The organism is Microcystis sp. M015S2 (assembly GCF_020245945.1).
Classification (GTDB): domain Bacteria; phylum Cyanobacteriota; class Cyanobacteriia; order Cyanobacteriales; family Microcystaceae; genus Microcystis.
Genome location: NZ_JADBTX010000004.1, coordinates 22479 through 43129, shown reverse-complemented (window position 1 = coordinate 43129; position 20651 = coordinate 22479). Strand labels below are relative to the sequence as shown.

The 20651-nt window shown below is 43.4% G+C and carries 19 protein-coding genes; 7 read left to right on the top strand and 12 right to left on the bottom strand.

Annotated features, from left to right (window positions below):
• Positions 1–3: 3 nt before the first annotated feature.
• Complete coding sequence (locus tag IM473_RS00505) at positions 4–1122, top strand: ABC transporter permease (RefSeq protein ID WP_287656859.1); 1119 nt, start codon at positions 4–6, stop codon at positions 1120–1122.
• 74 nt (positions 1123–1196) lie between these two features.
• Here the strand turns inward: IM473_RS00505 and pstB (IM473_RS00500) are convergent, their stop codons facing one another.
• The 5 genes from pstB (IM473_RS00500) to pstS all read right to left on the bottom strand — a co-directional run bounded on the left by pstB (IM473_RS00500) (position 1197) and on the right by pstS (position 6158).
• A complete protein-coding gene (gene pstB, locus IM473_RS00500; protein WP_012265133.1) occupies positions 1197–1994 on the bottom strand; it encodes a phosphate ABC transporter ATP-binding protein PstB in 798 nt (265 codons plus the stop codon).
• Between the two features lie 104 nt (positions 1995–2098).
• Positions 2099–2902 carry a phosphate ABC transporter ATP-binding protein PstB gene (gene pstB / locus IM473_RS00495; RefSeq protein ID WP_287656858.1) on the bottom strand — a complete coding sequence of 268 codons (804 nt, stop codon included), beginning with the start codon at positions 2900–2902 and terminating at the stop codon, positions 2099–2101.
• Between the two features lie 88 nt (positions 2903–2990).
• Complete coding sequence (gene pstA, locus IM473_RS00490) at positions 2991–3884, bottom strand: phosphate ABC transporter permease PstA (protein ID WP_287656857.1); 894 nt, start codon at positions 3882–3884, stop codon at positions 2991–2993.
• A 98-nt stretch (positions 3885–3982) separates the two neighbouring features.
• Positions 3983–4942 carry a phosphate ABC transporter permease subunit PstC gene (gene pstC / locus IM473_RS00485; protein WP_287656855.1) on the bottom strand — a complete coding sequence of 320 codons (960 nt, stop codon included), beginning with the start codon at positions 4940–4942 and terminating at the stop codon, positions 3983–3985.
• A 94-nt stretch (positions 4943–5036) separates the two neighbouring features.
• Positions 5037–6158: a phosphate ABC transporter substrate-binding protein PstS gene (pstS, locus tag IM473_RS00480; RefSeq protein WP_287656854.1), complete on the bottom strand. Its 1122-nt coding sequence runs from the start codon at positions 6156–6158 to the stop codon at positions 5037–5039.
• A 407-nt stretch (positions 6159–6565) separates the two neighbouring features.
• Between pstS and IM473_RS00475 the strand changes: the two genes are divergently transcribed.
• Positions 6566–7600: a PstS family phosphate ABC transporter substrate-binding protein gene (locus IM473_RS00475; RefSeq protein WP_287656852.1), complete on the top strand. Its 1035-nt coding sequence runs from the start codon at positions 6566–6568 to the stop codon at positions 7598–7600.
• A gap of 219 nt (positions 7601–7819) precedes the next feature.
• Here IM473_RS00475 and IM473_RS00470 read toward each other — a convergent pair whose 3' ends face one another.
• From IM473_RS00470 to IM473_RS00460, 3 genes are all read right to left on the bottom strand, one after another.
• Complete coding sequence (locus IM473_RS00470) at positions 7820–9361, bottom strand: ferredoxin--nitrite reductase (RefSeq protein WP_287656850.1); 1542 nt, start codon at positions 9359–9361, stop codon at positions 7820–7822.
• A 758-nt stretch (positions 9362–10119) separates the two neighbouring features.
• Entirely contained in the window at positions 10120–11154 is a 1035-nt protein-coding gene (trpD, locus tag IM473_RS00465; protein ID WP_287656849.1) for an anthranilate phosphoribosyltransferase, read from the bottom strand.
• A gap of 79 nt (positions 11155–11233) precedes the next feature.
• Positions 11234–11761 carry a GIY-YIG nuclease family protein gene (locus IM473_RS00460; RefSeq protein WP_287656848.1) on the bottom strand — a complete coding sequence of 176 codons (528 nt, stop codon included), beginning with the start codon at positions 11759–11761 and terminating at the stop codon, positions 11234–11236.
• Positions 11762–11953: 192 nt separating this feature from the next.
• On the opposite strand from IM473_RS00460, the gene IM473_RS00455 reads away from it, so the two are divergent.
• Complete coding sequence (locus IM473_RS00455; RefSeq protein WP_287656847.1) at positions 11954–12541, top strand: L-threonylcarbamoyladenylate synthase; 588 nt, start codon at positions 11954–11956, stop codon at positions 12539–12541.
• Complete coding sequence (locus tag IM473_RS00450) at positions 12496–13353, top strand: sensor histidine kinase (protein ID WP_287656845.1); 858 nt, start codon at positions 12496–12498, stop codon at positions 13351–13353. Before IM473_RS00455 ends, IM473_RS00450 begins: the two co-directional genes overlap by 46 nt.
• On the opposite strand, the gene IM473_RS00445 is transcribed toward IM473_RS00450, so the two are convergent.
• Complete coding sequence (locus tag IM473_RS00445; protein ID WP_150977130.1) at positions 13289–13759, bottom strand: GNAT family N-acetyltransferase; 471 nt, start codon at positions 13757–13759, stop codon at positions 13289–13291. The two genes, IM473_RS00450 and IM473_RS00445, sit on opposite strands and share 65 nt — an antisense overlap.
• A 303-nt stretch (positions 13760–14062) precedes the next feature.
• Here IM473_RS00445 and IM473_RS00440 point away from each other — a divergent pair, with 303 nt between their 5' ends.
• On the top strand, positions 14063–15058 hold the full coding sequence (locus tag IM473_RS00440) for a carbohydrate kinase family protein (RefSeq protein WP_287656844.1): 996 nt from the start codon (positions 14063–14065) through the stop codon (positions 15056–15058).
• A 10-nt stretch (positions 15059–15068) separates the two neighbouring features.
• Here the strand turns inward: IM473_RS00440 and IM473_RS00435 are convergent, their stop codons facing one another.
• From IM473_RS00435 to IM473_RS00425, 3 genes are all read right to left on the bottom strand, one after another.
• Positions 15069–16139, bottom strand: a complete 1071-nt coding sequence (locus tag IM473_RS00435; RefSeq protein ID WP_287656842.1) for a YheT family hydrolase — start codon at positions 16137–16139, stop codon at positions 15069–15071.
• Positions 16140–16204: 65 nt separating this feature from the next.
• Positions 16205–16573, bottom strand: a complete 369-nt coding sequence (locus IM473_RS00430; protein WP_287656841.1) for a DUF1818 family protein — start codon at positions 16571–16573, stop codon at positions 16205–16207.
• 6 nt (positions 16574–16579) lie between these two features.
• The gene (locus tag IM473_RS00425) at positions 16580–17155 is read right to left on the bottom strand and encodes a hypothetical protein (RefSeq protein WP_287656839.1); all 576 of its coding nucleotides are present in this window, start codon (positions 17153–17155) and stop codon (positions 16580–16582) included.
• Between the two features lie 437 nt (positions 17156–17592).
• Here IM473_RS00425 and leuS point away from each other — a divergent pair, with 437 nt between their 5' ends.
• Positions 17593–20145: a leucine--tRNA ligase gene (gene leuS / locus IM473_RS00420; protein WP_287656838.1), complete on the top strand. Its 2553-nt coding sequence runs from the start codon at positions 17593–17595 to the stop codon at positions 20143–20145.
• Positions 20146–20273: 128 nt separating this feature from the next.
• Complete coding sequence (locus IM473_RS00415) at positions 20274–20651, top strand: hypothetical protein (protein ID WP_104396360.1); 378 nt, start codon at positions 20274–20276, stop codon at positions 20649–20651.

Genomic DNA, 20651 nt, shown 5'->3' with positions numbered 1-20651 from the left:
AAGATGTTTAAGCAATTATTTACAGGTCGTTTTTTATCTTTAGTTATTAAAGAAATTCGCCAGATATTACGCAACAAACAGTTAATTATTATCTTGATTTTCCCCCCAACTATTCAACTATTAATTTATGGATTTGCGCTTAATCCCGATGTTCATCATATTAAATTAGGAATAGTCGATTATGCAGCTACTGCTGAAAGTCGCTCCCTCATCGCTGCTTTTACCGAAAATCAGATTTTTGATGCTGAAATGATCACTTTTGATGAGAAGACATTAACCCAACAGGTGGAAACAGGAAAATTAACCGCAGGTTTGATAATTCCTCCCGAATTTAGTCGCAATCTCACCCGAGAAAAAACCGCATCTATTCAAGTTTTTATCGATGGAGTGGATGCCAATACCGCAGGAATTGCTAAGGGTTATATCAATCAAATTGTACAAGAATTCGGTACGGGAAAAGTTAATCAAAATGCGCCACTTCCCATCTCAACACAAGTAATTTTCTTTTATAATCCTGGACTTTCTAGCAGTTGGTTTTTTGTCCCCGGAGTCATGGGATTAGTATTAACTTTAATCGGTTCGATCGTTTCTTCTATCACCGTTGTTAAAGAAAAAGATACGGGAACTCTCGAACAATTACTGATGACTCCTGCCGCTGCTTGGGAGATTTTGTTAGCTAAAGTTGTGCCTTTATTCATCCTCCTTTTGGGTGATGTTTTGTTAGCATTAACCATCGGTAAAGTGATTTTTAATGTGCCATTTCGGGGCAACTTTTTCCTATTTATGGCTTTAGCTAGTCTCTATATTTTTGTTAGTATTGGTGTCGGTATTATGTTAGCGACACTCTGTCAATCCCAACAGCAGGTAGTTTTAACCACCTTTTTTATCAATTTACCCATGGTACAATTATCAGGAGCGATCGCGCCGATTGAAACGATGCCGCCATTTTTTCAATATCTCTCTCTTTTTAATCCTCTCCGTCACTACATAGCTATTATCCGCGGTATTCTTTTAAAGGGTGTCGGTTTAGAAGCTTTATGGGTTCATGTATTGGCTCTGATTGGTTTCGCTGTGATACTTTTAACTATTAGCATCAAACGTTTTCGCAATCAGTTAAGTTAATCGTTTTTCAATAATTCCCTGGGAAAAAAATTAATCTATCCTGGAGTCGTGAATAACGATTAATTATTAATCCTTTAACCAAAACGACCGCTAACATAATCTCTAGTGGACTCTTGAGCGGGATTTTGAAAGATAACCTCGGTGCGATCATATTCCACTAAATAACCTACTTTACCCCCTTTTGGGGTCGGTTCAGCATTATAAAAAGCCGTTAAATCAGAAACCCGCGACGCTTGTTGCATATTATGAGTAACAATAACTATAGTATATTGGGTTTTCAATTCGTGAATTAATTCCTCAATTTTTAGGGTAGAAATTGGATCGAGTGCCGCACAGGGTTCATCCATTAAAACAACTTCCGGTTTAACCGCAATAGCGCGAGCAATACATAACCTTTGTTGTTGTCCCCCCGATAAAGCTAAACCACTTTCTTTAAGTTTATCTTTAACATCATCCCAGAGAACGGCTTTTTTTAAAGATTCCTCTACCAATTGATCCATATCACCGATGTAACCATTTAATCGCGCCCCAAAAGCGATATTTTCATAGATAGATTTAGGGAAAGGATTCGGTTTCTGAAAAACCATACCAATACGACTGCGTAACCCGATAGGATTAACGGAATTACCATAAATATCTTGACCGCGAAAGGTAACTTTTCCCTCAATTTTGGCACTTTTAACCAGATCATTCATGCGATTAAAACAGCGCAAAACCGTACTTTTCCCGCAGCCAGAAGGACCGATAAAAGCGACCGCTTTTTTCTCAGGAATATCAAGGTTAACATCACGAACAGCGAGATTAGAACCATAGTAAACATTTAAATTTTTGGTTCTCAAAACCGCATCGGTAACAACATCGGTACTATACATAATCTTTAAAGGAATAGGTGTTGGGGAAAAGGGAAAAGGGAAAAGGGAAAAGGGAGAGGAGGAGAGGGAAGAAAAAAGCTGATAACTGATAACTGATAACTGATTTAGCCAAAACGTCCACTAACATAATCTTTAGTTGCTTGTTCTTGAGGATCACCGAAGATTTTGTCCGTATGATCAAACTCGACTAGATAACCAATTTTGCCACCTTTATCGGTGGCTTCAGCATTATAAAAAGCCGTTAAATCTGCTACTCTTGTGGCTTGTTGCATATTGTGAGTAACAATAATAATCGTGTAACGTTCTTTTAATTCGTGCATTAATTCCTCAACTTTTAAAGTTGAAATCGGATCGAGTGCCGAACAGGGTTCATCCATTAATAATACTTCTGGTTGAGCGGCAATAGCGCGAGCAATACATAATCTTTGTTGTTGTCCCCCCGATAGGGAAAAACCGCTTTCTTTCAGTTTATCTTTTACTTCTTCCCAGAGAGCAGCCCGACGCAGGGAAGTTTCTACTAATTCATCCAAATCGCCTTTATAACCATTTAAGCGCGCTCCGTAAACCACATTATCATAAATGGATTTGGGAAAAGGATTAGGGCGCTGGAACACCATCCCGATACATTTTCTTACTTCGACAGGATCCACCTCTTGAGAGTAAATATCTTGGTTATGATAAAAAACTTTGCCGTCAATACGAAAACCGTGAATTAAATCATTGAGACGATTAAAACACCTGAGAATGGTACTTTTTCCGCAGCCAGAGGGTCCGATAAAAGCGGTGACTTTATTTTTAGGAATATTGATCGAAACGTCCCGCACTGCTCGATAATTACCATAGTAGATATCAGCCTTATCAACCTTTAAAACGGTTGCAGTTGATTGGGTAGTGCGATTAGTTAGCATAAATTATTGACCTTGAATTTGGATAATTGAGGAATTGGAAAGATAGGTAGATTTTTACTTAAATATCCCTTTTTACTTTTTCCTTGACTTAATAGGTTTTCTGGCGCGTGGCTAAACGGGATAAAATGTTAGTTACCAACACCAAAAACACCAGAATTAAAGCACCTGCCCAAGCTAATTGCTGTTGGGGGGCAAAAGGGGCAGTAGCAAAGTTGAACACTAAGACCGAAAGGGTGGCAATCGGTTCAAAGACACCCCGGGGCCAAAAGTTAGAGAATAATGCCGTAAAAATTAAGGAGGCGGTTTCTCCAGCAGCCCTAGCAATTGCTAAAGTAACACCGGTCAAAATAGCGGGAACTGCCGCAGGAAGGACGATTTTTAGGACGGTTTGGTAGTTATAGGCCCCCAAACCCATGGCCGCCCAGCGGATGTCTTGGGGAACGATTTTTAAAGCCTCATCGGTGGTTCTAATAATAGTGGGTAACATTAACACCGCTAAACCGATCGAACCTGCAAGGGCAGAAAAGCCTAAAAGGGCTGTTCCTTCGCCAAATAAGGGGGCAACTAGCAAACCGTAGGCGAAAACCCCGACAATAATTGAAGGGACACCCGCTAGAACGTTGGTAGCAAAGCGCACACCCTGGGCAAGTTTGTTATCACCGCTAAATTCCGAGAGATAAACCGCCGCTAAAACGCCGATGGGAACTGCGATCGCTGTGGCTAGGGCAACGACGATAATTGTGCCTAAAATGGCGTTAGCGATGCCTCCCCCTCCTAACCCCGGCGGTGGCGGTAATTTGGTAAAGAGATTGGCGTTTAAACTGCCCACCCCTTGCACAAAAACGAAGCCTAGGACGGCAAAAAGGGGAATAATCGTCACTGCTAAACATAAACCCGAAATCACGGTCATAATTGTCCCCAATAGCGATCGAGGACTACTCGGTTTCTTTTTGAGATTATTGCCTAAATTCGCACTATCCATATCAGTTATCAGTGGAAATTATGAATTATGAATTATGAATTATGAAGTGGGGGAGTGGGGAGTGGGGAGAAAAAAGATGCCTTCTGCCTTCTGACGGCTTAATACTTAGCTTTGACGCGATTAACGATTAATTCGGCGAAGATATTGACTACTAGGGACAAAACCAAGAGAACAAAACCTGCATACATTAAAGCTGATACTTGCATTCCCGATGCTTCGGCGAATTGGTTAGCCAATAAGGAAGCGATCGTGTTAGCGGGGGCGAGAATAGAGGCACTAATGCGGTTAGAATTGCCGATAATCATCGTTACTGCCATGGTTTCCCCTAAAGCGCGCCCTAAAGCTAACATAATCCCCCCGACAATCCCGGAAAAAGCGGCGGGAATTAATACCCGAAAAATCGTTTCCCAACGGGTGGCCCCCAAGCCTAGGGAAGCTTGCCTTAGATCCGTCGGTAAAGCGGCCAAAGAGTCGCGAGAGATAGCGATAATAATCGGCAGGATCATAATTGCTAAAATAACCCCCGCCGGTAACATTCCAGGACCCCCTAAAGGAGTACTAAACAGAGGAATCCAACTAAAATTAGCATTTAACCAGTTACCAAGGGGTCTGATTATAGGAATCAGTACAAATATACCCCACAATCCGTAAACAACACTGGGAATAGCGGCCAAAAGTTGTACGAGAAAAACCAAAATTGTCCGCGCATTTAAGGGAATAAAATCTTCGCTTAAAAAAATGGCTGAACCGATACCGAGGGGAACAGCAATCAGGAGGGCAATCAGAGAACTAACGAGAGTTCCGTAGATAACGGGCAGAACTCCGAATTCTTCCCGACCGCGCACGGGATTCCAAGCACTACTGGTCAAAAATCCCAGACCAAAGGTTTGAATCGCTGGTAAGGCCCGAATAAAAATAACTAGGGCAATTAGGAGCAAAATTACCCCAATAGCGATGGCAAAGGCGGTGGTTAATCCAACAAAGCCTTTGTCGAGGATTTTTTCCGATTCTGGACGTTCTTTAAAATTTGAGTCGGGCGAAACTGTGGGCGCACTCATGATTAGGGTTTAAATCCAGCTAGTTTGCGGTAGCTAAGGTCGAAATTGACTTTTCTACACTATTATTGTAACTTTGAATACATTTTTTCGGCGACTAATCCACCTTGATTGTGTAATCGGGATAGATGACATCGGCGGCGGCGGCTACTCGTTCGCGGACATTTTTCGGTAGGGGAATATAACCAAGGACGGCGGACTGTTCCTGTCCCTGATTGAGTCCAAATTCGATCATCGCCTCCATAGCTAAAGCTTTTTGGGGATCGTTGTATTTTTTATAAACCAACATCCAACTATAGGTGACAATGGGGTAGGAATTTTCCCCCGGGGGATCAACGATAAAAGCCCGCAGATTTTCGGGTAATTCCACCGTGGCTAAGGTGGCAGCGGCGTTAGTTTCATTGGGGATAACGAATTGACCGGCTTGGTTTTGCAGGACCGCCATGGGCAGGTTATTATTTTTAGCGAAACCGTACTCGATATAGCCAATCGAGCCTTGATTTTGTTGAATTAGGGCAGTTACACCTTCATTTCCTCTACCGCCGAGAAATTTACCTTTTTTGGTCGGCCATTGTACGGCTTTTCCTTCACCGATACTTTTTTTCCATTCGGGACTAACGGCGCTTAAAAACTTGGTAAAAACTCCCGTTGTTCCGCTACCGTCTGCCCGGTGAACTACGGTAATTTCTTCATCGGGTAGTTTTAAATCGGGGTTATCGGCGGCAATTTTGGCATCGTTCCAACGGGTAATCGTGCCTAAAAAGATACCTACATAGGCTTCCCTACTTAGTTTCAGCCCTTCTACTCCGGGCAAATTATAAGCCATAACGATGCTTCCCGCCGTCATCGGTAGCAGTAAAACCCCGCGGCTAACTCTGGCCATATCTTCGTCACTCATGGCTACGTCGGAAGCGCCAAAATCGATCGTACCTTGGATAAATTGTTCGACTCCCGCCCCGCTGCCGGTAGATTGATAGTTAATTAGTAGTTTAGAAAATATTTGATTAATGGTGACAAACCAGTTTTGATATAGGGGTGCAGGGAAAGAAGCACCCGCACCATTGAGCGACACTTCTCCTTGTAGAGGAACTTGGGCAATTCTATTGCTTCCCTCTCCGCTAGTTCCTGCCGTATCACCGCCCCCACAAGCGGTTAAAGTCGCTGTTAAAGTCGCTATGGATAAGGCTGTTAGTAAATGGGTTCTGTTTTTGTTGAGCATAGGATTAATTTTGATCCGTAAACTGCCTTAAATCTTACGCTAAAAGTTACCACTGCTTGGTAAAGAATAGGTTAAGAAGTGAATAAAAAAACATAATCTATTGTCAAGAAAAATTTTCTCGATAACTAGACAAAAATCTTAACTTCTTTTACTATTTATTTTGACTAAACATTAGTTTTAAGTCGCAGGTAAAGCCGCTAACTTTTCCCGTCTATATAGGGGGTTTCTCTTTCCTTACCATTATAGTGACGTAAAAACAACAAAGAAAAGATTAAGGTTTACAGCCATCATCCCGCAGCTTTTTTCTTCCCACTTCCCCACTACCCCACTACCCCACTACCCCACTACCCCACTGATAACTGAAAAGTCTCCCCAATACCCGTTTTTACTTTGTCCTTTTCACACCTATGCTAGAAATTTTTACTCAGCTATCTCGTCCGACCAAAGTAGTGGCAATTGTCCTGGGTACTGCCCTAATTTTACCCGCCTGTGCCAATATTAATCCTCAAGACCTAAAACCAATTAAAATCGATGGTTCGAGTACCGTAGCACCAATTACCGATAAAGTTCTCGAAGATTTTAAAGCTAATACCCCTAACAAAGTTTTGGCTGATGTTAAAATTGACGCTAATATTTCAGGAACCGGCGGCGGTTTTAGAAAATTTTGTGCGGGAGAAACCGATATTAATAATGCTTCTCGGCCGATTTCTGTGGAAGAATTAAAAGAATGTGATGCTAATAAGGTAAGATTTATTGAACTACCGATCGCTTTTGATGCTTTAACCGTGGTAGTCAATCCCCAAAATAACTGGGTTGATGATATTTCCACCACAGAATTAAGAACTATTTGGGAACCAGCGGCCGAGAATAAAATCAAACGTTGGAATCAAATTAATCCCGCTTGGCCCGACCGACCGATGACCCTTCACGGACCAGGTAAAGACTCTGGAACCTACGATTTTTTTAGTGATGTAATTAACAGTAAAGATGCCAGTCGTGGGGACTTTAATTTTAGTGAAGATGATGAAGCTTTAGTTAATGCCGTCAGTCAAGATGCCAACGCTTTAGGCTATTTTGGTCATGCTTACTATGAACAAAATCGGGATAAATTAAAAGCCTTGAAAGTTAACGGTATTGAACCAACTCGCAGCAATGTCGAGGATAGTAAATATCAGCCTTTATCTCGTCCTTTGTTTATTTATGTTAATGCTCAAAAAGCCCAAGAGAATCCCGCTTTAGAGAAATTTGTCGAATATTATCTCGATCGAGTTCCTGATTTATTAGATAGTATTGGTTATATTCCCCTACCCGATGATGCCTATCATTTGGCAAGGGTACAGTTGCAAAAATTTGAGATAGGAACGGTTTTTGATGGCAGACCCCAACCCAATTTAACCATCGGGGAATTACTTCGTAAACAAGCTCAATTTGAAGCTAAGTAGGGTGGGCTGAATAAATCTAAAAACCTTGTTGGGTAAGACTTTTAGACTTTTTGTCAATCAAAAAGTACCGGATATGGGAGTGTTCGGGGGGAAAATTCAGGGACTTTTTCCCTGAAAATTAGGTAATTGACACCCTCAAAATCGGTAAAACCCTACACCCCACACCCTACACCCCACACCCTACCCCCACGAAAAACTTTTTCAGCAAACCCTACTTAATTAACCTTTCGGTGTCGCCCCAAATTGTTCGATGAGGATAGAAGTTAACACCGATTTTAGATCTTCACAGGGAATCCCTTTTTGCACACAACTTCCCAGGTGAGCATCTTTACCCACTTTACCCCCCATGTAGAGGTCAACTCCTTCTACAGTTTTGCCGTCTTTGCGCGCTTTTGTCCCCATCAAACCGATATCGGCCACTTGGGGTTGTCCGCAGGAGTTAGGGCAACCGGTCCAATGGATCCGCACACCCCGGGGAATATTTAATTCGGCATCTAACTGACGAATCAAGTCCACAGCCTTATTTTTGGTTTCAATCAGGGCAAAATTGCAGAATTGCGCCCCCGTGCAGGAAACGAGCGCTCGTTGTAAAGGAGTGGGATTGGGGGTAAACTTAGCCAGTAAAGGCTCGGTTAAAAGAGTTGGCATATTTTCAGCCGCTATATTGGGAATAATCACGTTTTGTTCCACAGTTAAACGCAATTCTCCGCTGCCATACACTTCGGCAATCCGGGCTAAATCGAACATATCATCGGCAAATAGACGACCAACGGGAATACAAAGACCGATATAGCTCAATCCCTCCTGTTTTTGCGGAAAAACTCCTAAATGATCTCGTTTTTCCCAGTCAATAGCGTCTTTTTCCGCTGCCGTTGCCAAGGGATAACCTAGGTGATTAGCCACCCGCGTGCGGAATTCCTCAATTCCCCACTCATCAATTAACCACATTAAACGGGATTTTTGACGATTGGCACGCAATCCGTTATCGCGGTAAACTTCCAAAATCCCTCGGCATAAATCCACCACTTCCTGATTCGGTCTCACCCAAACATTCATGGGAATTGCCGCTTCACAGCGTTTAGCGGAGAAAAAGCCACCCACCACAACATTAAAGCCTAATTCTCCCTCTTTATAGGCAGGAACAAAGGCAATATCGTTAATTTCCGCATGAACCGAGTTATCCCGGCCCCCCTCGATGGCAATATTAAATTTGCGGGGCAGATTGCTAAATTGATAATTACCTTGACCGTAGTTGGTAATCATATCTTGGACTTTTTGGACTAATTCCCTGGTGTCAATTAATTCATCTGCGTCTAGTCCTGCCATGGGTGAACCAGTAATATTTCTGACATTATCCATGCCCGATTGTACCGAAGTCATGCCCACGGATTTTAGTCGTTGGAAAATATCAGGAATATCTTCGATACGAATACCGCGTAATTGTAGGTTTTGACGAGTAGTAATATCGGCATTGCCATCATCACCGTAACGCTGCACAATTTCCCCTAAAACTCGCATTTGCTCACTGCTAATAATGCCGTTAGGAACCCGCAAACGCATCATGAATTTACCCGGGGTGACAGGACGATAAAAAACCCCCACCCATTTTAAGCGATGTTCTAAATCGGTTTTATCCATCGCTTCCCAACCGATTTGGGCAAAATGATCCAGTTCATCTTTAATGGCTAATCCGTCTTTTTCGGCTTTAAATTTCTCGAATTTATTGAGAGTTGTTCCATCTTTTTCAGGTGCTTGTACCACGAATCTATCTCCTTACTGGTCTGTGGGTGTAATTGTTCTAGTTGGTGCGGGTTAGAAATGAAGAAATCGGGATTTAACAATAAGTATTCTGTAAAATACTGTCGTCATTAGCAAAAATTTAGTAATTTACCTAGTCTCTATTTGTTATTTAATTCTTTTTAACTTGGATAATTTTGTATTGTTTGTAACAGAAATTCGCTCACCATCGTGTTTAGGCATTTATATCATGCAGTAAGTGCATTGAGATGGAATTATGAATTATGAATTATGAAGTGGGGGTGGGGTGTGGGGTGTGGGGTGTGAGGAGATGGGAGATGGGAGATGGGAGAATAAATAAAAATAATCTCCTAACTTGAAAATAGAGGCTGAAATAACGCAAATTCGTCAATCATACTAAATCCGTTGAGTATAGGCTACATATCAGGACAGGCACTCCTGCAAGTGGAGTGACTCTTAAATTATTACAGATGTATCAGCAGCCGCGTGTAAGCATCCTACCGAAAAACTAATGCGCGGGGGGTTTGGGGGCGGCGCCACGCCCCCAACGGGGGGTTTGGGGGGTAGAACCCCCCAAAAACTTGGATTGAGCAATAAAATCGTAAGTAATACTAAATCCGTTGAGTATAGGCTACATATCAAGAGAGGCACTGACTGGAAAATAGAAGCTGAAATAACGCCAATTCGTCAATCAGAATATTGTCATACTTGGTGGTGTCAACTTTGGCATCGCGACTGCTTTCTGTCTCCTCTGAATTGTCCTAGGCGAGAAACTTAACCAACTCCTCTAATTTTTGCCAAGCTAACCCACTGGCTAAAATCTCGCGAGCGAGGGCGAAACCAGCAGCATGATCGCCAAAAGTGACCTTTTCTGCCACCTGTAGGGCAAGAGAGGCATTAATCGCCACAGCATCCCGTTGAGCGGGCGTTCCCCCCCCTTGCAGGACATTTTTGAGGATTTCGGCATTTTCTGGCACTTCCCCGCCTTTAAGGGCATTTAAACTGGCTCTAGGGATAGAAATTGACAAGGGATCGATCGCCCCAGAAATCACCTCGCCATTATTTAATAAAGCCATATCGGTCAGCTCTCCTAACCCCACCTCGTCGAGTTTTTCCCGGCCGTGAACAATAATCGCCTTGGGGGTTCCCATTTGTGCCAAAGCTGTGGCCATGGGGGTGAGAAATTGCTGGTCATAAACCCCGATAACTTGACCTGTGGGACGGAGAGGATTAACTAGAGGTCCCAGAAGATTAAAAACCGTGCGAACTTTCAGGGTTTTGCGGAGATTAGCCACACTTTTCAGGGCTGGATGCCAACCGGGGGCAAAAAGAAAGGTCACTCCCACCCCATCTAAAGCCGCCGCCACCTTCTCGCTAGGGGCACTCAAATTAACCCCAAGATATTCTAGAACATCGGCCGAACCGACTTTACTGGAGGCCGAGCGGTTGCCGTGTTTAGCCACCTTTACGCCCCCGGCGGCCGCCACAAAAGCCACAGCAGTGGAAATATTAAAGGTTGAAGCCCCGTCACCGCCGGTGCCACAGGTATCGATAACGGGAGTGGTATGGGGTTTAGGGTCTTCTAAGCGAGATTGTTGCCGTAAAACTCTGGCCATTCCCGCTAATTCGGCGGCCGAGACTCCTTTTGCTTGCAAAGCCGCTAAAATCGCCCCCGATAAAACTTCCGGAATCTCAACGTTTAACCATCCGGTCATTAATTCTTCAGCTTGGTTAAGGGAAAGGGATTTTTGCTCGAGTAGTTGCTGCAGTAGGTTTGGCCAGTCTGGAGTGGTCATCGCTGTTCCATTGGTGTCGGGAGGGGGCGATATATTATCATAGCGGTTTGTCTGGAGAATCGATCGCCCCTAGGAATTTTTACTTTAAATCGAGCAAACCCTGTTCTTTTAACTTGGGATTAAAACGAATTTCCATCTGTACTCCCCGTTTTTCTAGGGTTGATAAAATATCGTTTTCTACTCGTCTGGATACCTGTTTTAATAACTTAATTTGCCCCAATTCGTCAGCACTTTGATAAATTTCTTTTTCTGTCTCAGTCATGGCTAATTTAGCATCAATTGGTTCTGTCCAGAGTTTTTCATTGCCGATTACTGCCTGACTTTCTCTTAGCCAAGCTTGTTTAATCGATTCGAGAATAGTCCGATTAGGACGATCAATCAACTGTACTTTTAGCCAATAACAAGCTTGAGGCTGTCGGGCAAGATGTTGTTTTAAACTGAGATAAATATCACGAGAATAGCCGACAAACTCTAAGACTTGTTCTCGATCAAAAATGGCATAAACCCCGATTTTTCCCTGGAAATCAGCAGATATATTACCCGTGGTATCTAGGTAAGGAATATATTCTAATTGTTCGAGATTAGCAAAAGTATCAGGCTCGTTCATAATTAACTGTCGATAATTGGTTGGAGATAAGTCGGTAGGTGTTAAAAACTTTCAGATACCCCGCTGATCAAGTAGGTTGATTCAAGGTAGAGTTGATTCAAGGTAGGGTTGATTCATGAATCAACCCTACCCGTTTAAAATTGTACCAAAAAGTCTTAGGCTAAATTAGTCCCCAAAAATGATCAATTCTCAATGCCTACTGCTTCTCTTAACGAAATTGTTCACGCAGCCCTCAGTGGTCAAGTGGTTTCTTTTCCCACGGATACAGTCCCCGCTTTAGCGGTTTCTCCCCCCTATTCTTCCCTGATTTTTGCCGCTAAAAAACGGACTTTTGATAAACCTTTAATTCTCATGGCGGCCTCAGCAGCAGATTTATGGGATTATGTCAAGGGAAATCAGGAAGAAAGGGAAATTTGGCAGCAAATGACCGAAAAACACTGGCCTGGGTCTCTAACTTTGGTTTTACCTGCTTCTGAAAAAGTACCAAAAGCTCTTAACCCTAAAAATCCTAGCACGATTGGTATCCGAGTTCCCGCTCATGCGATCGCAAGAGAAATTCTCGGTCGAACTGGTGTTTTAGCGACCACAAGTGCTAATCTGTCAGGACAAGAGCCTTTATTAACTCCATCCGCAATTATGACTACTTTTCCCTCCGTGACGGTGTTAGCGCCCACAGAAAGGCAAGCATGGGGAATAATCAATAGTGGACAACCCTCCACCGTCGCACGTTGGCAATGTCAAGGATGGGATATCTTACGACAGGGGGCAGTTTTTCTGTAAATATGGACGATATTGACGCTTTAAAACGGGAATTACAGCAAACTCGCCTCGCTTATCACCTGGCTGTGGCAATTAATCACCTCAAAAGCAGTTTTTTGGGACGGGTTGCCCACGAATTGCGATCGCCATTGAGCAGTATGATCAGTCTCCATCAACTGATTCTCGCCGATCTTTGTGAAAGTCCAGCCGAAGAAAGGGAATTTATCGCCCAAGGACAACTGGCGGGCCGTAAACTGATGGCAATGCTCGATGAGATGATTAATCTCTCCAAACTAGAGTCTGGTACTATACCTCTCGATCAAGAAATTTTTTCTTTAACTAAACTCTGGCAAGATTGGGCAAGTTTAACCTATTTACAGGCAGCTAATCGCAATATTAAGCTTAAATTTAGCCCTTTAACCGATGATATTGCTATTATTGCCGATTATCAGTGTTTATCCTCCGCTCTTGTCCTTCTCGTCGATGCAGCGATCGCCAACTTAACGAGTGGCTCTATTTGTATATCGGTAAGCGCCCTTGGCGAGAAAAAAGTCACTATTACCCTAGAATTTCCGGGGGAAATCGCTCTCTGGCAAATGCCAGAAATTTCCCCCTTGAGTTTAGAATCAAAGCCAGAAGAAGTAAAACAATTTACTCAAGCTCTCGATCTTTCTCCCGGTCTTAAATTTCAGTTAGCGAAGGGAATTATCGAAGTCTCGGGGGGGGAAATGAGCTTAGATCAAATCGATAACAATAGTCAGGACAAGCTCACACGGATCGTTTTTTCTTTACCTCGATCGCCGGATAGGAAAACTCCTCGGGATAACGATTAAATAATACCATCGTCGTGGTGGCGTTGCTTTGGAAGCCAATGCGCTGGTAAAAATTTTCTTGATTAGTAGTCATCAAATAGACTCTTTCCACCCGATTTATTCGGGGATGGGCCAAAACTGTTTCTACTAATTTACGCCCTAAACCGGCTCCCTGATAATCGGGATGAACGATCACATCCCAAATAGTTGCCCGATAAATGCCGTCAGAAGTGGCGCGAGCAAAACCAATTAATTGCCGCTCATTCCACACCGTCACCACCGGATCACTATAGTCAATTGCGGTTTCTAAATCTTCTAAACGGCGATCTATTGCCCAAAATGCGGTTAAATTAAATAATTCTCGTAGTTGCAATAGATCTATCTTGCTTTTATCCTCGTCAAACTGAATCTGACTACAATCAACCATGATATTTCCTTAGTCTAAGACTAAAAAATAAAAGAGGATTCACGCTCGATCGGGCTGATTTATGAGCAATTTCCCCTAATCTATGTGTTTGATTATACTAAATGTCTAAGATAATCTCTAGTTGATTTATCGTGATTTCTTGACAAGTTATTAATCAGTGATCAGGAGTCAACAGTCAGGAGATAGGAGTCGGGAGTCAGGAGGAGATAGGGTGATAGGGTTTTGGGGTGATAGGGTGATGAGACAGCTTCCCCACTACCCCACTTCATAATTCATAATTCATAATTCATAATTCCCACACCAATGCTTAACAATCAAAGATCTTCGCCGGTGTCTGTCATTTGTTTAGGGGAAATCCTCTATGATCTAATTGCCGATCAAAGCGATCGCTCTATAGAGCAAGTAACTTCTTGGACAACCTACGCCGGGGGTGCGCCGGCAAACGTGGCCTGTGGATTGCGAAAATTGGGCATAAATTCGGCTTTTATCGGTTGTGTGGGCAAAGATCAACCAGGAGAACAGTTAATCGCCTTGCTAGACGCTCTCGGAGTCGATACCACTGGTGTACAGTATCATGCCACCCTACCCACCCGACAAGTTTATGTCACCCGCGATGCTGGGGGAGAAAGACATTTTGCGGGTTTTGGCGGCAGAAAAACGACTGATTTTGCCGATACTGCCCTTAATGCTGACCTATTGCCCGAAAATCTCTGGAAAAATGCCGATTATCTAGTGATGGGAACCCTAGGGTTAGCCTATCCCCCGGCGAGAGCGGCGATGATGCGGGCCCTGCAATTGGCTAAAATTGACGCGGTGAAAGTATTGATCGATATCAACTGGCGGCCGGTTTTTTGGCCTAATCTTGAGGCCGCTCCTGATATCATTCGAGATTTTATCGTCCAGGCCGATTTGCTCAAATGTAGCGAGGAAGAAGCAGCATGGTTATTTGGCACTGATACCCCCGGAGAAATATCATCACAATACCCCAATTTAGGGGTAATTTTGGTTACTGGCGGCGCAAAAGGTTGTAAATATCATTTAGGCGAAAATAGCGGCACTGTCAAGGCTTTTCCCGGGGAGGCGGTGGATACAACCGGGGCAGGAGATGGCTTTGTGGCTGGTTTTTTGGCTCTTGCCGGTCTTGGAGGCGATAAAATCGGGGAAAATGCCGATTTAGCGCGTAAGGCGGTGATTTATGCCTGTGCGGTGGGGGCAATGGTGACAAGGGGGGCAGGAGCGATCGCATCCCAACCGACTCGGCAGCAGCTGGAGGAGTTTCTAGCGGCCTTTGAATCCTAGAAATTAGCCCTTATTTGCCAGTTTTTTGGTCAAACCAGTCTAAAACCCGATTCCATGCCCACCAGCGATCGCTATCGCCCCACTGACGCTGACAGGATAAACTGCTGATATAGCCCACATGACCGCCATGGTTGGTTAAGAGTAGATCGACGTGGGGATTATCAGCGATCGCTGCTTGCAGATCGGGAATAACTGCGGGGGAAAAGAGGGGATCATCGGCCGCGTAGAGGATAAAAGTGGGTTTAGTTAAATAGGGTTGAAAGGGCAAGGGACTACTAGCGGCATAATAGTCAAAAACTGTCTCAAATCCTAAGTTTTTAATCACTAATTCTCGATCGAATCCGGCAATCGTGGTGGCGCGAGTAATTGCTTCGGGATCGATATGATCGGGATGAGCTTGATGGATGCGTTTGGCTAACTTGCGTAATTCCCTGGCGATCGCTTTTTCCAAATGTTTCCCCCAGGGATCCCGGACGAGATAGGATAAGGAACGATTAGAGTCTAAATTAGGACAAATTACCGCCCCACCGCCGATATCGACGGGATCGATCCCCATATCTTCCTGATTCTCTGCCGATTTAATTCCCCAGAGGGCCAATTGTCCCCCCAGAGAGTAACCTGTGAACCAAAAAGGAGCGGGACAGCCCATTTTTTGGGCTTGGGCGGCAATATGAATGAAATCTAGCCCTTCATAGATGCCATCGGAGGTGAGAGTCGGGGATAATTCGGCTGTCTTACCGTGGGCCCGCCAATCGAAGAGGACGACTGCGTAGTCTCTCGCTACGGCTTTTCTGCCTAAAATCCTTAAAAACCATTGATTATCTAAGTCTCCCGTGATGCCGTAGGTCCCGATAATTGTTCCTTTCGCTTGCGGGGGAATGGAAACAATCCCGTAGATAGGGACGGCATTGGCCCCGGTGAAAATGGTTTCTTGATAGACTGGTTCGGGAATAGCGATCGTATTTTGCCAGGTTTCTCGCGCTTTCAGGGCCACATAGAGAGTCATGGCAAAACCGTTTTTCAGCAATGGGGGCGGAGTGTAGGTGAGATTATCGGTCTTCGTCCTCGGATGGGCAATCATGGCAGCACAGGGGAATCTAAAAGTCAAGAGGGGGAAACAAAAATTAACTTATGTCCACCGCTTTCTTAAAAATTGTAAAGCAAATTGTCCCAAGCGGCGAGCAACTCTGGCAGGGCAGTGGCTGACCAATTGCCCTCACAACCGCGACCTTGATAGAGAATCAATCGCAGGGAATAATGATCGGGAAATCCTGCCGCTTCTAACCATAAAAGCTCGCTTTCCGCTTCACAAGCAATACTTTCTTCATCCATTAATTCTGTGGCCATGGCCGCCATAGTTGCGGTCAATTGTGATAGTAACCGACGCAAATCTTGCCACTCGGCCTCGGTCAACTCCATCGCCCAATCATCGCCACCAATTAATCCTTTATAAACGGCTGCCGTAGGATTCCAACCCAGGCGCCAACCCGAACCATATTTGAGAATTTTTTCCATAATTTTCTAGAATTTTAATAGGTCAGCATCTCCCGGTTTTGATAAAGATGGACGACGGGGAGAGGGACTAGGAGAAGGACTAGGATTGGGGGTTTCTTGGGGGAGAATAGCGGGGTTATAAATTTCGACTAGAAGGGTGACTAACTGCTGCCGTTGACGACGATTAAGACTGTTCATCGCTTTGATATCGGCTGCCATCGGGTTAACCGTAAGAGTGACCTGTCCGGGATAGTTTTCTTCGCTGATTTTCTCGTTCACTCCTAGATAATCCCCTAGGGTTAATTGCCAATCAAAACGGATGAGAGTAAACCTTTTTTTTGTATCTTGATGATAACGAAGAAAGCGACTGATTAAAGTATTATTCGGATCGATCTTTCCTGTGTCTCGACGGATATAGTTGTTTTCTTTCGGTAAATCTGGCATTACTTGGTAAATTTGTTGAGCAACTGTTTCGGGTCGTTGAATTTGGCTCATCCCGGTGGATTGCCACGATAACCACCAGACAAATATCCCTATCACTAGGCAGAATACTAATAATACTATTCGCTTAATTTTCAGGTTTTGAGGAAATTTTAAGAGCATATTGATAAGAAGAAATTGAGCGGAACGTTTTTATGAATAGTGTCACACAAAAATTGCCATTCATCGCGGCTAGATTTTCCGAAGCTTACGGAACACTTGTACTAAATTGTCCAGCCAAGTTTTCCACGATACTGTAATTCTTGGGCTGCCCATTTCTCCATTTTTTTGCTGACCTCCACCTTGATTCCTTCTTTCAAAACTATACCTATCAATCGTTTCCCCTTTTTTTAAGTTTCTTCTCTTTTTGTTAAGAAATATCTGACTAATGGATAGAGAGGGGGGACCGGAGGCAAAATCTATCTTCATATTTAATTAGAACCACTTACTTAAAACCCAGAGGGTTTTTGCTAGGGTGGATAGCCCCAAAACTGGCAATCGCCCCCAGCCGGCTGCTGTAAAATAGGAAGGATAGATACAACTCAGGAGAAAAGACCCCAGTGCCGTACAACCCCGCAGAAATCGAACAGAAATGGCAGAAGATTTGGCAGCAAATGGGATTGGACAAAACCCCAGAAAACGCCGATAAACTGAAATTTTACGCCCTCTCCATGTTCCCCTATCCATCGGGCAACCTGCACATGGGTCACGTTCGTAACTATACTATTACCGATGTGATTGCCCGTCTGAAAAGAATGCAGGGTTATCGCGTGCTGCATCCCATGGGGTGGGATGCTTTCGGATTACCCGCAGAAAATGCCGCTATTGAAAGGGGAGTTCCTCCGGCAAAATGGACTTACCAAAATATTGCCCAGATGAAACGGCAATTACAACAGTTAGGATTATCTATCGATTGGGAAAGAGAAGTTGCCACCTGTTCCCCGGAATATTATCGTTGGACCCAATGGCTATTTTTACAGTTTTTTGAATCGGGATTAGCCTACCAAAAAGAAGCGGCAGTGAATTGGGATCCTATCGATCAAACTGTCTTAGCAAATGAACAGGTAGATAGTGAAGGAAAATCTTGGCGATCGGGTGCTAAAGTAGAAAGAAAATTACTCCGGCAATGGTTCCTAAAAATCACCGATTATGCCGAACAATTACTGACTGATTTAGATAAACTTACCGGTTGGCCAGAACGGGTTAAAACCATGCAGGCCAACTGGATTGGTAAATCGGTAGGTGCTTATTTAGAATTTCCTCTTGTTAATTCCACAGAAAAAATTGCTGTTTTTACCACTCGTCCCGATACGGTTTATGGAGTGACTTATGTGGTACTTGCTCCCGAACATCCCTTAACTTTACAAGTTACCACTCCCGAACAAAAATCGGCCGTAGAAACTTTTATTCAAGAGATAGCCAGCGAAAGCGAATTAGAAAGAACTGCCGAAGATAAACCCAAACGCGGTATTAAAACCGGAGGACTGGCAATTAATCCTTTTACTGGTGAAGAAATTCCGATTTTAATTGCTGATTATGTCCTCTACGAATACGGGACGGGGGCAGTGATGGGAGTCCCGGCTCACGACAGTCGCGATTTTAAATTTGCTCGGGAAAATAACCTACCAATTAAGATAGTTATTACTCCAGAAAGTGGCGAAATTGAGTTAAAAGAAGCCTACACAGAAGCGGGAATTATGATTAATTCCGCTCAATTTAATGGACTTAATTCTACAGCAGGAAAAACCGCTATTATTGATTATGCCACTGCCCAAGGTTACGGCAAAGCTAGAATACAATATCGCCTCCGGGATTGGTTAATTTCCCGTCAAAGATATTGGGGTTGTCCGATTCCAGTTATCCACTGTCCTAACTGTGGGACCGTGCCAGTACCTATCGATAATTTACCCGTTAATTTACCAGAAAATGTCGAATTTAGCGGTCGAGGTGCTTCTCCTTTAGCCAAATTAGAAGACTGGGTAAATGTGGATTGTCCTCGCTGTGGAACTCCCGCAAAACGGGAAACGGACACTATGGATACTTTCATCGATTCTAGTTGGTATTTCCTCCGTTATACCGATGCTAAAAATGAAGATATACCCTTTCAATTCGAGAAGGTTAATGATTGGATGCCCGTGGATCAATACGTCGGAGGAATCGAACACGCTATCCTACATTTACTCTATTCTCGTTTCTTTACCAAAGTTTTAAGGGACCGAGGTTTAGTTAATGTCGATGAACCTTTTAACCGTCTGTTAACCCAGGGAATGGTACAGGGATTGACCTACAAAAATCCCGAAACTGGCAAATATGTCCCCGCAGAAAATGTTATCTATAAAGAGGATAAATATTGCGATAAAGACACGGGAGAAGTTCTATCTTTCTTCTTTGAAAAAATGTCTAAGTCGAAATATAACGGCGTTGATCCTCTGAAAGTTCTCGAAAAATATGGGGCCGATACTGCCCGAATGTTTATACTTTTTACGGCACCCCCAGAAAAAGATTTACAGTGGGATGATGCGGGGGTAGAAGGACAATTTCGCTTTCTTAATCGGGTGTGGCGTTTAGTCAGCGAATATATTGAAAATAAACCCAAGCAAGTCAAAAAAATAGAGACTTTCTCGAAAACTGACAAAGATTTAAGACGGGCAATTCACACCGCTATTAAAGAAATCTCCGAGGATTTAGAAGGAGATTATCAATTTAATACCGCCATTTCCGAATTGATGAAACTCAGTAACGCTTTAGGGGATAATAAGTGTTTTGAATCCCCCATTTATCGGGAAGGAATCGAAACCCTATTAATCTTACTTTCCCTCTTTGCTCCCCATCTTAGCGAAGAATTATGGCAAGCTTTAGGCTATAGCCAATCAATTCACCTGCAACCCTGGCCAAAAGTTGATCCCACTGCCCTTATTGTGGACGAGATTACCCTTGTCATCCAAATTTTGGGAAAAACCAGAGGCACGATACAAGTTCCCGCTAGTGCCGATAAAAGCACCCTAGAAACCCTCGCCCTGGAATCAGAAATCGCCCAACGTTATTTAGAGGGTAAGGAAATCAAAAAAGTGATTGTTGTCCCGGGCAAATTAGTTAATTTTGTCGTGGTTTAAATGACAGCAATTATCACAATGGTAGGGAATGAAGAACCTTTTCAGTTATCAGTAACCAGTCAGATTAATACTTTAGATGGCAAAATAGAAACTATACAATCAGTATTGTCTGTAAATAAGAACAACCTATGGATATTGAATCAACTAAAGTTACTCCCGAAGAAATTGCCCAGTTTCGCGCTGAATTGGCAGAGGATTCTAACGCATTAGGAGATATTGACTTAATTGAGCGGTGTGATGGCGATTTGAAGTATGCTGCTATGAGATTAGCAAGGCGTTCAAATATTGATACAGTGAGAGCAGATGAAGATAATTTTTGGCAACAAGCTATCACCCAAGCACGTCAATTAATATGTCATGACCGAGTTAAAGATGATTTAGCACCTAATATATTAGGTGGATTAGTTGGTTTACTTGCTACTTCTGGTAATCCAGTTTTGGTAGTGGTAGCAACTCCTCTCGCTATTCACGTTTTTAGGGAAACATTAGACAATTTTTGTGATTAG